Origin of the sequence: Siccibacter colletis, from assembly GCF_000696575.1 — a bacterium.
In the GTDB taxonomy this organism is placed as follows: domain Bacteria; phylum Pseudomonadota; class Gammaproteobacteria; order Enterobacterales; family Enterobacteriaceae; genus Siccibacter; species Siccibacter colletis.
This window is the reverse complement of the sequence record NZ_JMSQ01000007.1, coordinates 195,825-210,249: the sequence shown is the minus strand read 5'-3', so window position 1 is coordinate 210,249 and position 14,425 is coordinate 195,825. Positions and strand designations below refer to the sequence as shown.

The following is a 14,425-nucleotide window of genomic DNA, read 5'->3' as shown; positions in this document are numbered from 1 at the left end:
GGTGTGCGGCAAAAGTCACGCTGCGTCTCGCTTTACGTGAGCGAACACGCGCAGACCATACCCTGATGACCCGCGCCGCCGTTTGGCTGCCGCAGTAATCGCCTTCAGTACGTTTCGCTTAAAGCGAAAGCGTATTGTCCGCAAACAGGCACCCTGTGACAACCTTAGTAAAGGTTGTTAACACTTCATTCATTCGCGGGAGACCACTATTGTGACGTTATTTGATAAGAAACACCTCGTATCCAGCGACGAAGCGCTGCCCGGCCGCAGCACGCCGATGCCGGTTGCCACCCTGCATGCGGTTAATGGCCACTCGATGACTAACGTGCCGGAAGGGATGGACGTTGCGCTGTTCGCGATGGGCTGCTTCTGGGGCGTGGAGCGCCTGTTCTGGGCGCTGCCGGGAGTCTACAGCACCGCGGCGGGCTACACCGGTGGCTATACGCCAAACCCGACCTATCGTGAAGTGTGCTCCGGCCAGACCGGTCATGCTGAAGCGGTGCGCGTGGTGTACGACCCGTCCGTAGTCTCTTATGAGCAGCTGCTGCAGGTGTTCTGGGAAAACCACGATCCGGCCCAGGGCATGCGTCAGGGTAACGACCACGGTACCCAGTACCGCTCGGCGATTTATCCGCTGACCGCAGAACAGGATGCCGCTGCCCGCGCCAGCCTGGCGCGTTTCCAGGCGGCGATGGACGCGGCCGGTGACGATCGCCGCATCACCACGGAAATCGCCGAGGCAACGCCGTTCTATTACGCGGAAGACGACCACCAGCAGTATCTGCACAAAAAACCGTATGGCTACTGCGGTATCGGCGGGATTGGTGTCTGCCTGCCGCCGCAGTTAAACGCTGGCTGATTCCACTGTAAAAGCGCCGCACTGCGGCGCTTTTGATTTTTCAGCCTGACTGAGGTGAGGTAATTCAAAAAGCCAGAATTAACGCTAACACAACCAGTATTAATGACAGGGTACGTTCGGGGAGCAATAGCGATTTCAGCATAATAATTAACTGTGCCCCGGTAATGACTATCAGGATCAGGATACGAAATAACATGCGGTTATCGCTATCTTGCGCAATAAGAGAAGGTGATACGCCAGGGTCAACCTCTGACATCCACTCATATTTCGAGCCAGAAAAAAGCATAAGCAACACAATCCCTGCCAGATAGGTAAGATATATATCCGTTCGCCAGTACTTATTCATTTTTACATCACCATAGCAGCTGTGAATAATGGTTCCAGTTGCTGACAATAAAATCGCCGTAGCTGGTGTTTTTTCTGATTGCATCAAGCGTCAGCGCACTGCCGCGGTTGTAACGCGCACCAATTATGCGTACCTGGTCTCTGTTTATTTCACCAGTAAATCCGTCTTGATTTGCTAACTGGCGAAGGTGTCTGGCAACGATATCAATGTTGAAAGCGTCATACTCCAGACATGATGCCAGTTGGGTTAGCTGCAGGAGACTCAAATCAGCTGGGTTAAGCCCAAGCGTATGGGCAGCGGTACGCAACTGCATACTGACCGAGCCGAAGGAGGTTTTTTCTGGTGGGCTCGTTTGCGTGAGCGTTTTATCGACGATGGAAGGCCCACTCCAGTCAATCAGTCTGGCGATAAAAGCGACGCGATCGATAAAATTTGGGTCGCCTGCCACCTCGATCCAACAAACGCCAGCAATTAACTCAGCGGGTAAACGCTGCTTCTGCGCCGCTGCCCTGATGTTTTGCTTATTAAACCTCACCAGGCATTTTTGAATTCCTGAATATAATCAATGCCGCCGCCGAGTTGCTTCGATAACACTTTCCATTTAAATAAATCCACTAATCCCCAGGTCGGCGCCCGGAATTTATTCTTACAGTCAAACGTAACCGTTATTCCATTCATAATCACTCCATGCAGGGTGTATGCGTTTTCCTCAAGCGCAGCACGCGTTGGGAGTAAATTATCTGGGTCGATGACTGAACCTTCAAATTTATTATTACGGAGTGAAGATAAATCAGAATTCTGCGTGAAGTGATTTATATTTTATGTTATTTACCGTCCACCTTCAGATACCGTGCTGGGTTTGAAATCTTCTTTCCGGTACAGGCCGGTCACGAGGCTATCTACACGGTTGCGCACACCCCCTCATCACTCCCCTCTGGCAGCCCTTCCCGCCCTGCTGCTATACTAGCCGTTGAAATTATGGGCTATCGTGGTTTTTGACCCCATTTTTCACGTGGTTACCACATGGATTTTTCAACTTTCCCTTCCGAGGATCTGGCCTGCAGGCTGGATAAGATATGTTAAACAGTATTCTACTGATACTTGCTCTCATCGCCGTCAGTGCGTTCTTCTCACTCTCTGAGATCTCGCTGGCCGCTTCGCGAAAAATCAAACTTAAGCTGCTGGCTGACGATGGCAACATCAATGCCATGCGCATCCTTAAAATGCAGGAAACGCCAGGCACCTTCTTCACTGTGGTGCAGATCGGTCTCAACGCCGTCGCCATTCTTGGCGGTATCATCGGCGACGCGGCATTTTCCCCGGTGTTCCGCAGCGTACTCGACAACTTTATGTCGCCGGAACTGGCAGATCAGTTCAGCTTTATTCTCTCCTTTACGCTGGTGACCAGCCTGTTCATTCTGTTTGCCGACCTCACCCCGAAACGCATCGGTATGATTGCGCCAGAAGCCGTGGCTTTGCGCATCATCAACCCGATGCGCTTCTGCCTGTTCCTGTTCCGGCCGCTGGTCTGGTTCTTTAACGGCATGGCAAACATCATCTTCCGCATCTTCAAGTTGCCGATGGTGCGTAAGGACGACATCACTTCCGATGATATCTATGCGGTAGTGGAAGCCGGCGCGCTGGCTGGGGTGCTGCGCAAGCAGGAGCACGAGCTGATTGAGAACGTGTTTGAGCTGGAGTCGCGTACCGTGCCGTCGTCGATGACCTCGCGCGAAAACATCATCTGGTTCGATCTGCATGAAGACGAGCAGAGCCTGAAGAACAAAGTGGCCGAGCATCCGCACTCCAAGTTCCTGGTGTGCAATCAGGATATCGACCACATTGTCGGCTATGTCGATTCAAAAGAGCTGCTGAACCGCGTGCTGGGCAACCAGAGCCTGAAACTCACCAGCGGCGTGCAGATCCGCAATACCCTGATTGTGCCGGACACCCTCACGCTCTCTGAAGCGCTGGAAAGCTTTAAAACCGCCGGTGAAGACTTCGCGGTGATCATGAACGAATACGCGCTGGTGGTAGGCATCATCACCCTGAACGACGTCATGACCACGCTGATGGGCGACCTGGTGGGCCAGGGGATGGAAGAGCAGATCGTGGCGCGTGATGAGAACTCGTGGCTGGTCGAGGGCGGTACGCCGATTGATGACGTGATGCGCGTGCTGGATATCGACGACTTCCCGCAGTCCGGCAACTACGAGACCATCGGCGGCTTTATGATGTTCATGCTGCGTAAAATCCCGAAACGCACCGATTCGGTGAAGTTCTCTGGCTACAAATTCGAAGTGGTGGATATCGACAACTTCCGCATCGACCAGCTGCTGGTCACGCGGCTCGATACCAAAACCTCGCCGCTGACGCCGAAGCTTCCTGACGCGAATACCAGCGCCTGACCGCACAAACATCAACGGCCCCATCGGGGCCGTTTTGATTTACTGCTGTTTACTGCATAGCACGTTGTGGTTACGCCATCTCGGTATGCAGACGCGTAACCTGACGGTTAACTTCAGACATCACAGACAGATGCTGTTTGTCTTTCACTTTCGGGATAAGGATTTTGCCCTTATCGAACTCAAAAGCGCCTACGTCCTTGATGTATAACCGTCCACGGAACAGGATTTTCACGTACTTCGCCACCTGCAGTGGGTTGTACCGTTGGAAGATTTTCACTTTTTTACTCCTGCTTAGTATTACGCCTCAGCGGAGCCACTCTTGGTCCGACAGGGACAGGCGCAAAATTTATAGCCAGATGACTATAGACCACAAAACTCAGGAGACACAGTCTCTATAAGTTTTTTTACCTTTTGATGACATTTTTTAAGAGTATTCTTTTCAGTAACAAACCTACGCCAGAATAAGACGCCATTTTTGTGCTGTTCTGTGCGATTGCGCGCAAACTGGCATCAAGGTTGCGGGAAAAGCGGCGGGATAGCACATATGCTTTAACAGGGTCGGCGGAGTGGTCCGATCACTTATTCAACAACCTTATGGAGTTAACCATGATCCTGCGCGGTACCCTGGTAGTTACCCTCTTGCTGATGCCGCTTCTGGCCTCGGCGCATAACTTTCAGCAACATCAGCGGGTCTCGCCTGTCGGCATCAACGACAGAGGAGAGCTGATGCTGGATAACGATAAGTTTAGCTACAAAAACTGGAATAGCGCGCAGCTGCCGGGAAAAGTTCGTGTTCTGCTTCACATGGCGGGAAGAACCTCAGCCAAAGAGAAAAACGCCGGCGTAATTGAGGCCATCAAAGCCGCGAATCTGCCGCATGACACCTACCAGACCACCACTATCGTTAACACCGATGATGTGATTCCTGGCTCCGGCATGTTTGTGCGCAGCGCGCTGGAGACCAATAAGAAACAGTTCCCGTGGTCGCAGATCGTGGTTGATGAAAACGGCGCGGCGCGCGGGGCATGGCAGCTGGAAGAGGAAGGTTCTGCGGTGGTGGTGCTCGATAAAGACGGGCGCGTGCAGTTCGCCAAAGATGGCGGACTGACGCAGGATGAAGTGCAGCAGGTCGTCAGCCTGCTGCATAAGCTGCTCAGTAAATAGAGACGCGGAAGCCGGGGTTGAGGAAGGATTCACGCGGAGTGTAGTCGAGGGTTTTCCCCTGCCAGTCGTGAACCTGCGCCCCGGCGGCCATAGCGACCGCATGGCCTGCGGCGGTATCCCAGATGTTGGTCGGCCCGAAGCGCGGATAAAGCTGGGCCTGCCCCTCTGCCACCAGGCAAAACTTCAGCGAGGAGCCGACGGCCGTCGTCTGATGCTCGCCCAGCTGTTCAAGATACTCCTGCAACTCAGCGTTATTCCCGTGCGAGCGGCTGACCACCACCAGCGGCGGACGCGCCTCCCGTACCTGAATCTCTTTGCGCACGCCGCACTCCTCTTTCCAGGCTTTGCCATCCGCCGCGGCATACAGCGTATTCAGCACCGGGGCATAGACCACGCCCATTACCGGCTTGCCGTCCTCTATCAGGGCAATGTTCACCGTGAACTCACCGTTACGCTTCAGGAACTCTTTGGTGCCGTCCAGCGGGTCCACCAGCCAGTAGCGGTTCCAGCTTTTACGCACATCCCATGCCGGCGGATCTTCTTCTGAGATCACCGGAATGTCCGCCGCCAGCGCCTGTAGCCCGGCGACAATAATACGGTGCGCGGCGATATCGGCGGCGGTGACGGGAGAGTCGTCCAGCTTACTGGTGGCCTCCAGCGGTTGCTCACCCTGGTAAACCTGCATGATGGCCTCTCCTGCCTCACGCGCCAGTTGGCAAATTTGTTCTAACATCGTCCACCTCATGTTGTGCCGCAGCCAGCAGGGGCTGCTTATGAATAACTCATTGTTTTTGCGTCATAGTTTTTTTATATCGTATTGCGTCTGATTACGCTATCTGTGAAGCAATGCAGATTAACGCCGTGCGCTTTCTGGCAGCATTCACACTTTTGTAAGCAACAGACTGTAAGTACATACTTTTCTGTGGCTCAGATCGAAAAAGGACCCCTCTCATGATTAAGTTTAGCGCAACGCTCCTGGCCACGCTGATTGCCGGGAGCGTGCACGCCGCCACGGTGGATCTGCGTATTCTGGAAACCACTGACCTCCACAGCAACATGATGGACTTTGATTACTACAAAGACGCGCCGACGGAAAAGTTTGGCCTGGTGCGCACCGCGTCGCTTATCAATGCGGCGCGCGAAGAAGCGACCAACAGCGTGCTGGTGGATAACGGCGACCTGATTCAGGGCAGTCCGCTGGGCGACTATATGGCGTCGAAGGGGCTGAAAGCGGGCGAGATCCACCCGGTTTATAAAGCACTGAACACACTGGATTACGCTGTCGGTAACCTCGGCAACCACGAGTTCAATTACGGACTGGATTACCTGCATAAGGCGCTGACGGGGGCAAAATTTCCATACGTGAACGCCAACATCATTGATGTGAAAACCCAGAAGCCGCTGTTCACGCCGTGGCTCATTCAGGATACCGCGGTAAAAGATCAGGACGGGAAATCCCATACCCTGAAAATCGGCTACATCGGCTTCGTGCCGCCGCAGATCATGACCTGGGATAAAGCCAACCTTGAGGGCAAGGTGACGGTCAACGACATCACTGAAAGCGCGCGCCGCTATGTACCAGAGATGCGGGAGAAAGGCGCTGATATTGTGGTAGTGATTGCTCACTCCGGCCTTTCTGCGGAGCCATATAAAACCCTGGCGGAGAACTCGGTGTACTACCTGAGCGAAGTGCCGGGCGTCGATGCCATTCTGTTCGGCCACGCCCACGCGGTCTTCCCCGGCAAAGACTTTGCTGCGATCAAAGGCGCAGACATTGAGAAAGGCACCCTGAACGGTATTCCGGCGGTGATGCCCGGCATGTGGGGCGACCATCTTGGCGTAGTGGATCTGGTGCTCAACAACGACGGCGGCAGCTGGAAAGTGGCGCGATCAAAAGCCGAAGCGCGTCCCATCTACGATGCGGCGGCGAAAAAAGCGCTGGTAGCCGAAGATACCAACCTGGTGAAAGTCCTGAAAGCGGATCACGATGCGACCCGCGAGTTCGTCAGCCAGCCCATCGGCAAGTCAGCGGACAACATGTATAGCTACCTGTCGCTGGTGCAGGACGACCCGACCGTACAGGTGGTGAACAACGCGCAGCGCGCATACGTGGAGCACTTCATTCAGGGCGACCCGGATCTGGCGAATCTTCCGGTGCTGACTGCCGCCGCACCGTTCAAAGCGGGCGGGCGTAAAAACGACCCGGCGAGCTTTGTCGAAGTGGAAAAAGGCCAGCTGACCTTCCGCAATGCCGCCGACCTCTATCTCTATCCGAACACCCTGGTCGTAATGAAAGTGACGGGCCAGGAAGTGAAGGACTGGCTGGAGTGCTCTGCCGGGCAGTTCAACCAGATCGATATTCACAGCAGCAAGCCGCAGTCGCTGATCAACTGGGATGACTTCCGTACCTACAACTTCGACGTGATCGACGGCGTGAACTACCAGATTGACGTCACCCAGCCAGCGAAATACGACGGTGAATGCCAGGTCATCAACCCGCAGGCCGAGCGCATCAGGCAGCTCACCTTTAACGGTAAACCTGTCGATCTGAACGCTACGTTCCTTGTGGCCACGAACAACTATCGCGCTTACGGTGGCAAGTTCGCTGGCACCGGCGACAGCCATATTGCCTTTGCCTCGCCGGATGAAAACCGCGCGGTGCTGGCCGCATGGATTGGCGCGGAAACCAAACGCAACGGCGAGATCCACCCGGCAGCCGATAACAACTGGCGACTGGCACCGATCCACAGCGATACGCCGCTGGATATCCGCTTCGAAACCTCACCGGGCGACAAAGCGGCGGCGTTCATTCGCAGCCACGCGCAGTACCCGATGCAGCAGGTCGCTACCGACGATATCGGCTTTGCCATCTATAAGCTGGATTTGCAGAAGTAATTAAAAAAGCGCACGGGGCAAAGCGTGCGCTTTTTCATCACGCCGCATCCACCCCTTCACGCCCGGCGCGGTATGCCATGACGTCCGGCAGATTAAGCTCTATCCAGTCGGCCAGCGCGGCGACCTTTTCACTGACCTGCTCCCCGGATGGCGTCAGGCTGTACTCGACATGCGGCGGGACCACCGGGAAGGAGACGCGGTTCACAAACCCGTCCATTTCGAGCCACTGTAGCGTCTGGGCCAGCATTTTTTCACTGACGCCGCCGATACGGCGACGCAAATCGCTGAAGCGCAGCGTCCCGTCACGCAGCGCGACGAGGATCAGCACGCCCCAGCGGCTGGTGACATGTTTGAGCACATCGCGGGAGGGGCACTCGCCAGCAAACAGATTGCCGGTGCGCAGCTGGTCGGTGAGAGACTGGGTCATTGACACTTACCTTTTTGTGCGTACTTACTAAAAGTTAGTTTGGTTGCTATTGTGCCACAACACACACCAGACAAGAAGGACAACACCATGATTGCTGTTACCGGCGCAACCGGCCAACTGGGCCAGCTCGTTATCAATGCACTGCTGAAAACCGTGGCAGCCAGTGAGATCGTCGCCCTTGTGCGTGACCCGGCCAAAGCGCAAGCCCTGAGCGATAAAGGCGTGCAGGTACGCCGCGGCGACTACAACGACAAGGCGGCGCTGGATCGGGCGCTGCAGGGCGTGGAAAAGCTGCTGCTGATCTCCTCCAGTGAAGTGGGCCAGCGTACCAGCCAGCACCGCAACGTGATTGAGGCGGCAAACGCGGCAGGCGTTCAGCTCATCGCTTACACCAGCCTGCTGCATGCCGATACCTCACCGCTCGGCCTGGCGGCTGAGCACGTTGAAACGGAAAAGCTGCTGGCGGATTCCGGCCTCGCTTACGCCCTGCTGCGTAACGGCTGGTACAGTGAAAACTATCTGGCAAGCGTACCGGCGGCGCTCCAGCACGGCCTGTTTATCGGCAGTGCCGGTGAAGGAAAAATCGCCTCGGCGACCCGGGCAGATTACGCCGAAGCCGCAGCACGCGTGCTGACGCTCGATGACCAGGCGGGACGCGTCTACGAACTGGCAGGGGATGACGCCTGGACGCTGAGCGATCTCTGCGCTTCCCTGAGCGCACTCAGCGGCAAAACCGTGGCGTATCAGAACCTGAGCGAAGCGGACTTCGCGGCGGCGTTGATGGGGGCCGGTTTACCGGAAGGGTTTGCGAAACTGCTGGCGGACTCGGATGCTGGCGCGGCGAAGGGCGGGCTGTTTGATGACGGCCGCCAGCTCAGTGCGCTGATTGGTCGCCCGACCACGCCACTGGCCGCGAGCCTGAAAGCCATGCTGTAAGCCGCAGGCTGGCCTGTCAAAAACTGGCAGGCTGCCTGACGTTTCGTTACCCGCTATGATAGCGGCGTGGCGCATCGCCACGCCTAAAATTACAGGTAACAAGGACGAATCATGAAAGCACTTCTTCTGGCAGGTTCCCTCTTCATCGCTTCCGGCAGCGCCTTCGCCATCAGCTGCGACAGCCCGCGCACCCCTTACGATCGCGCCTACTGCGCCTCGCTGGAGCTGGTACAGAGCGATGAAGAACTCAATCAGCAGTACAAAAAAACCATCACGACGCTGAACGCCGGGCAGAAAAAGAGTCTCAAGGACTCGCAGATCGCCTGGCTGAAGGTGCGCGACCGTGACTGCACCGAAGGCGACACGCTGCTGCTGATGTGTGCCAATGAAAAAATGCGCAGCCGCATCGACCTGCTGAAGCGGATTGAGCGCGAATGCCGCAACGCCGGGTGCGACAGCGCGCAACTCTCCCGCGTCGAATAGCCCTTTCGCCTCCCCGCCGGGGTAATCCTTGTCAGTAAAGGTGATCCGCCGCTGCTGCGCATCCACCGGTGGGTGCGCTACGCTTACCCACCCTACATGCTTAACTGACTGGCATTACTCCCCGCCGGGGGAGGTTTTTCATGCTCATGTTAATAATCTGTTAGCAGCGGGCGGGCGAATTCCTATAATGGAGTGAATCCACTGAGGGGGTGACGGTGCAAGGAGTTCCTGACCAGTTTACCGATGAACGTGACCGTGCCAGCTTTCGCCAGCTCCCGCACCTGCCCGGCGTTGAGCTGTATCACGCCCATATCGCGCAGCACAGCTTCGAGCCGCACACCCATGAAGCGTTCGGTATCGGCGCGGTGGAAACCGGTGCGGAACGGTTTCGCTATCGCGGCGTGCAGCATATCGCCTCTGCCAATTCGCTGCTGACCATGAACCCGGACGAGCTGCACACCGGAAAAGCCATCACCGATGACGGCTGGCGCTATCGCATGATCTATCTTGAGCCAATGCTGCTGGAGCAGGTCACCGGGAAGCAAAACTGGTGGTTTGACGGGGTGGAGCGGCACGATCCGCAGCGCGCCCTGCGCGTCAGCCAGCTGATTAACAGCCTGTGGTACTACGACGATCCGCTCGCTCAGCAAAGCATTCTGCTGGAGCTTATCGAGGCGTTTCTGCCCTACGCCCGGCACTCGCCGGTCTCCCGGTCGTCTGCCGCTCCCCGTTTTGACCGGGTGCGTGACTACCTGCACGACAACTATGCCCGATCCCTGACGCTGGACGAGATTGCCCGCGTCGCGTCGCTCAGCCCGTATCACTTCCTGCGCCAGTTTAAGGCGCATTTTCACGTCACGCCGCACCAGATGCTGATGGCGATCCGCCTGTGGCGCGCCAAGCTGTTTCTGGCCCAGGGAATGCCGGCGGCGACGGTCGCGGCGGCCACCGGGCTCACCGACCAGTCACACCTGACCCGCGCCTTTATGCGCCGCTACGGCATCACGCCGGTACGCTACCAGAAGCAGGTCGCCGGCACGTCAGTGCGCAATCTGGTACAAGAACCGCCCTCCCTGCTGCCCTACACTCCGTCTCTTCTGACCAGAGGCGATAAGTGAATGTTAAGTGGCGTAGCGTATGCCCTGCTCGCAGGGTTGATGTGGGGGTTGATCTTTGTCGGCCCGCTGATTGTTCCTGACTATCCGGCGGCGTTGCAATCCACCGGGCGCTATCTGGCCCTCGGGCTGATTGCGGTGCCGATTGCCTGGCTGGGCCGGGCGCGTTTGCGCCAGCTCACGTCACGCGACTGGCTGACTGCGCTGGCGCTGACCCTGGCGGGCAACCTTATCTATTATCTCTGCCTGGCCAGCGCTATTCAGCGTACCGGTGCACCGGTCTCTACCATGATTATCGGCACGCTGCCGGTGGTGATCCCGGTGTTCGCTAACCTGCTCTACCGCCAGCGCGACGGGCATCTGCCGTGGCGGCGGCTGGCACCGTCGCTGGCGATCATCGCCGTTGGCATTTTGCTGGTAAACCATGCGGAATCCGCCAGCGGTAGCGCCGGAGGAGATACCTGGCGTTATCTCAGCGGCGTCGGGCTGGCCTTTATCGCTGTGGCCTGCTGGGCCTGGTATGCGCTGCGTAACGCCCGGTGGCTGCGTGAACATCCGGATAAACATCCGATGATGTGGGCCACCGCCCAGGCGCTGGTTACGCTGCCGGTGTCGCTGGTGGGCTATGTCGCCGCCTGCTGGTGGATTGCCGCAGATGATGCCGCCTTCAGCCTGCCGTTTGGGCCACGCCCTGCGGTGTTTATCGGCCTGATGCTGGCGATTGCGGTGCTGTGTTCATGGGTGGGTGCGATGTGCTGGAATGAAGCGAGCCAGCGCCTGCCGACGGTGATCCTCGGTCCGCTGATCGTTTTTGAAACCCTGGCGGGACTGCTCTATACCTTCCTGCTGCGTCAGAGCCTGCCTCCGCTGATCGCGGCGATCGGCATTGCCTGTCTGGTGGTGGGCGTGGTGATTGCGGTGCGGGCGAAGCCGATAAAAAGCGAGGTGCTGTCGTCTGAAGCGCACGCCGCTACCCGGAAGTAACGGCGTAATGCCCCGGCGGCTATGCCGGGGCGTTAAAGGGACTCAGAACGTTTCCCAGTTGGAATCGCTGGCACCCGCCGGTGCGGCAACCAGCGGCCTCTTCAGGTCTGGCTTCACCAGTTCGCTGCGCACCGCAGCGGCAGCCTGGCTACGGCTGACCTTGAACACCGCAACGGCCTGGCTCAGACGGCTGGCCTGATCTTCCAGTGCTGCTGCTGCAGAGGCAGACTCTTCCACCAGCGAGGCGTTCTGCTGGGTAACTTTGTCCATCTCAGAGACCGCCTGACCCACCTGGTCGATACCGCGGCTTTGTTCATCAGACGCCGAGGCGATTTCACCCATGATGTCGGTCACGCGGGTGACGGCCGCCACGATCTCTTTCATGGTGTCACCTGCTTCACGTACCAGCTCGGTACCCGCATCCACGCGGGAGCCGGACGCTTCGATCAGGGTTTTGATCTCTTTTGCGGCCTGGGCGCTGCGGCTTGCCAGCGTACGCACTTCCCCTGCCACCACGGCAAAGCCACGGCCCTGCTCGCCAGCGCGGGCAGCTTCTACCGCGGCGTTCAGCGCCAGGATGTTGGTCTGGAAGGCGATACCGTCAATCACGTTGGTGATCTGGGCAATCTGGCTGGAGCTGGAAGCGATTTCGGTCATGGTACGCACCACGCCATCCACCACTTTGCCGCCTTTGCCTGCGGTTTCCGACGCGTTAAGCGCCAGTTGGGTTGCCTGACGGGCGTTGTCGGCGTTCTGCTTCACGGTCGCGGTCAGCTGCTCCATGCTGGCAGCGGTCTCTTCCAGCGAGGCGGCCTGCTGTTCGGTACGCGAGGAAAGGTCGTTGCTACCAGCAGAGATTTCACCCGCGCCGGTGAAGATGGTGTCGGTGCTGTCGCGAACGGCGCTGACGGTACGCACCAGCGACTGCTGCATCTCTTTCAGGTTAGAGGAGAGCAGGCTCATTTCGTTGCGGCCACTTGCGTCGATCTCTTTGGTCAGATCGCCGGCAGCGATAGTGCGGATGTGTTCGATAATCTGCTTCAGCGGCGTGAGCAGCACGCGCTGCAGACCGATCCAGCTCATTACGATGACGGCAATCACGATCGCCATGATGGCGCTCAGCCCCCAGATCATGCTGCGGAAGCCCTCTTCGTTCTCGACCACGCCTTTCTCAGCCAGTTTGGTCTGGGCTGCGCGCCAGTCGAGATAGACCGCCTGCATGGCGTTCTGTTTCTGCTCAGCGTTGAGTTTGAACATCGCTTCCAGCTGATTGGCGGCCATAAGCTTATTCATCTCAGTCAACGTACCGTGATAAATGGCGTATTGCTCTTCCAGATCTTTCGTCAGCTGAGGGTCAAGGCCCGGGGTTTCCGGAATGGCTTCGTAATTTTTATAGTGCTTCTGCGCCTGGGCCAGCAGACGATCGGCATTTTTCACCAGCGCATCGAGATCGCCACCGTTGATGGCGCCCGCCATGCTGCTTTGCAGGCGCAGCATACCGCGGTTGAGGGTGATACGCGTCTGGTTCAGGCTGATCCAGGCGTCGGTAAATTCCGTCACGTTATTGCTGGAAATTTGTGATAAAGCGAAGTTGTCTTTATCTTTTGTCAGCGCGCTAAGGAATAGCCCCCCGGAGATTAATTGCAGGGAGCCCAACACTGCCAGCACCAAAATTAACATGGTGATAACTTTAATTTGCTTAAACATATTTAACCTTATTGTTTTGCAGGATATTGCCTTCACAGGTTATATCGGCAAAATATGATATATGTTTGATTAAAAGCGCTTATGCGAATGACTAAAACCTTTAAATACAATAATTTAATATGATAATTTTTATTTCACCTCGCCGCTAATTTTAATGACGCTGATAACCCTTTGCAGGGTTAATAATTATTTATTCAGTTGTGCTATTCCCTTATTCATTTCTGACTGGAATTACGCCTTACAAATACCTTTCCATAACTTGCTGGTAATAAATAAAAAACCTTTTATTAACCTCAACAAAAATGGTGGTACTGACCCCAAAGAGTAATAGCGTCGCCTTAAAGTTGCATTTAATATGCATCTTATATTTTCAACTAAGGGTATCGATGATGAACTTCCGTGACCGCTCTTTAGGGGAACTGGCGCTGTCTGTCCCTCGCGCTTCCGCCCTGTTTCGCAAACACGATCTCGACTTCTGCTGCGGCGGCAGGCAGACGCTGTTAAAGGCGGCGACGCGCCAGAATCTGGATCTGGAAGCGATTGAGGCCGAGCTGGCTGCGCTTTCTGCCACGCCGCTGGAGAAAGACTGGCGCAGCGCGCCGCTGCCGGAGATCATTGACCACATTATCGTGCGCTACCATGACCGCCACCGCGAGCAGCTCCCGGAGCTGATTCTGCAGGCCACAAAAGTTGAGCGCGTGCACGCCGCGAAAGCCTCGGTGCCGCGCGGGCTGACCAAATATCTGACGATGCTGCACGAGGAGCTGACCAGCCACATGATGAAAGAGGAACGCATCCTGTTCCCGATGATCAAACAGGGGATGGGGAGCCAGGCGGGCGGGCCGGTGAGCGTGATGGAGAGCGAGCACGATGAGGCGGGCGAACTGCTGGAAGTGATCAAGCACACCACCAATAACGTCACCCCGCCGGACGATGCCTGCACCACCTGGCGTGCGCTGTATAACGGCATTAATGAGATGATTGACGATCTGATGAACCACATCAGCCTGGAAAACAACGTTCTGTTCCCGCGTGCCCTCGCAGGCGAATAAAAAAAGGTGCCCGAGAGCACCCTGATTTATGCATGTTTACGGCCGCCTG

General features: G+C 56.6%; 14 protein-coding genes and 1 pseudogene. 9 read left to right on the top strand and 6 right to left on the bottom strand.

Features of this window, described 5'->3' with window-relative positions; translation table 11 throughout:
• Nucleotides 1-211: 211 nt before the first annotated feature.
• Nucleotides 212-859, top strand: a complete 648-nt coding sequence (msrA, locus tag ET34_RS0109900; protein WP_031521625.1) for a peptide-methionine (S)-S-oxide reductase MsrA — start codon at nucleotides 212-214, stop codon at nucleotides 857-859.
• Nucleotides 860-923: 64 nt separating this feature from the next.
• Here the strand turns inward: msrA and ET34_RS0109895 are convergent, their stop codons facing one another.
• Nucleotides 924-1,205 (bottom strand): hypothetical protein, encoded by a 282-nt coding sequence (locus ET34_RS0109895; RefSeq protein ID WP_031521622.1) that lies wholly within the window; start codon nucleotides 1,203-1,205, stop codon nucleotides 924-926.
• Nucleotides 1,206-1,212: 7 nt separating this feature from the next.
• Complete coding sequence (locus ET34_RS20945; protein WP_330217972.1) at nucleotides 1,213-1,740, bottom strand: hypothetical protein; 528 nt, start codon at nucleotides 1,738-1,740, stop codon at nucleotides 1,213-1,215.
• 541 nt (nucleotides 1,741-2,281) lie between these two features.
• On the opposite strand from ET34_RS20945, the gene paeA reads away from it, so the two are divergent.
• Nucleotides 2,282-3,613, top strand: coding sequence for a polyamine export protein PaeA (gene paeA / locus ET34_RS0109885; RefSeq protein WP_031521620.1), 1,332 nt, complete (start codon nucleotides 2,282-2,284; stop codon nucleotides 3,611-3,613).
• A gap of 70 nt (nucleotides 3,614-3,683) precedes the next feature.
• Here paeA and ET34_RS0109880 read toward each other — a convergent pair whose 3' ends face one another.
• On the bottom strand, nucleotides 3,684-3,890 hold the full coding sequence (locus ET34_RS0109880; RefSeq protein WP_024548455.1) for a DUF1107 domain-containing protein: 207 nt from the start codon (nucleotides 3,888-3,890) through the stop codon (nucleotides 3,684-3,686).
• A 329-nt stretch (nucleotides 3,891-4,219) separates the two neighbouring features.
• Between ET34_RS0109880 and ET34_RS0109875 the strand changes: the two genes are divergently transcribed.
• A complete protein-coding gene (locus ET34_RS0109875; protein ID WP_031521618.1) occupies nucleotides 4,220-4,777 on the top strand; it encodes a YtfJ family protein in 558 nt (185 codons plus the stop codon).
• Here the strand turns inward: ET34_RS0109875 and cysQ are convergent.
• Complete coding sequence (gene cysQ, locus ET34_RS0109870) at nucleotides 4,767-5,510, bottom strand: 3'(2'),5'-bisphosphate nucleotidase CysQ (RefSeq protein WP_031521616.1); 744 nt, start codon at nucleotides 5,508-5,510, stop codon at nucleotides 4,767-4,769. The genes ET34_RS0109875 and cysQ overlap by 11 nt on opposite strands.
• A gap of 218 nt (nucleotides 5,511-5,728) precedes the next feature.
• Here cysQ and ET34_RS0109865 point away from each other — a divergent pair, with 218 nt between their 5' ends.
• Nucleotides 5,729-7,672, top strand: a complete 1,944-nt coding sequence (locus ET34_RS0109865; RefSeq protein WP_031521614.1) for a bifunctional 2',3'-cyclic-nucleotide 2'-phosphodiesterase/3'-nucleotidase — start codon at nucleotides 5,729-5,731, stop codon at nucleotides 7,670-7,672.
• A 37-nt stretch (nucleotides 7,673-7,709) separates the two neighbouring features.
• On the opposite strand, the gene ET34_RS0109860 is transcribed toward ET34_RS0109865, so the two are convergent.
• Nucleotides 7,710-8,099, bottom strand: a complete 390-nt coding sequence (locus ET34_RS0109860) for a winged helix-turn-helix transcriptional regulator (RefSeq protein WP_031521612.1) — start codon at nucleotides 8,097-8,099, stop codon at nucleotides 7,710-7,712.
• Between the two features lie 87 nt (nucleotides 8,100-8,186).
• On the opposite strand from ET34_RS0109860, the gene ET34_RS0109855 reads away from it, so the two are divergent.
• The 4 genes and pseudogenes from ET34_RS0109855 (at nucleotide 8,187) to ET34_RS0109840 (ending at nucleotide 11,617) form a co-directional block, all read left to right on the top strand.
• Nucleotides 8,187-9,035, top strand: a complete 849-nt coding sequence (locus tag ET34_RS0109855) for an SDR family oxidoreductase (protein ID WP_031521610.1) — start codon at nucleotides 8,187-8,189, stop codon at nucleotides 9,033-9,035.
• A 111-nt stretch (nucleotides 9,036-9,146) separates the two neighbouring features.
• Complete coding sequence (locus ET34_RS0109850; RefSeq protein ID WP_031521608.1) at nucleotides 9,147-9,518, top strand: lysozyme inhibitor LprI family protein; 372 nt, start codon at nucleotides 9,147-9,149, stop codon at nucleotides 9,516-9,518.
• A 215-nt stretch (nucleotides 9,519-9,733) separates the two neighbouring features.
• Nucleotides 9,734-10,552 (top strand): annotated as a pseudogene (locus ET34_RS0109845) (AraC family transcriptional regulator); the annotation flags it as partial.
• Between the two features lie 84 nt (nucleotides 10,553-10,636).
• On the top strand, nucleotides 10,637-11,617 hold the full coding sequence (locus ET34_RS0109840; protein WP_031521604.1) for a DMT family transporter: 981 nt from the start codon (nucleotides 10,637-10,639) through the stop codon (nucleotides 11,615-11,617).
• Nucleotides 11,618-11,659: 42 nt separating this feature from the next.
• Here the strand turns inward: ET34_RS0109840 and ET34_RS0109835 are convergent, their stop codons facing one another.
• A complete protein-coding gene (locus tag ET34_RS0109835; RefSeq protein ID WP_031521603.1) occupies nucleotides 11,660-13,324 on the bottom strand; it encodes a methyl-accepting chemotaxis protein in 1,665 nt (554 codons plus the stop codon).
• A gap of 389 nt (nucleotides 13,325-13,713) precedes the next feature.
• Here ET34_RS0109835 and ytfE point away from each other — a divergent pair, with 389 nt between their 5' ends.
• On the top strand, nucleotides 13,714-14,376 hold the full coding sequence (ytfE, locus tag ET34_RS0109830; RefSeq protein WP_031521602.1) for an iron-sulfur cluster repair protein YtfE: 663 nt from the start codon (nucleotides 13,714-13,716) through the stop codon (nucleotides 14,374-14,376).
• Nucleotides 14,377-14,425 lie beyond the last annotated feature (49 nt).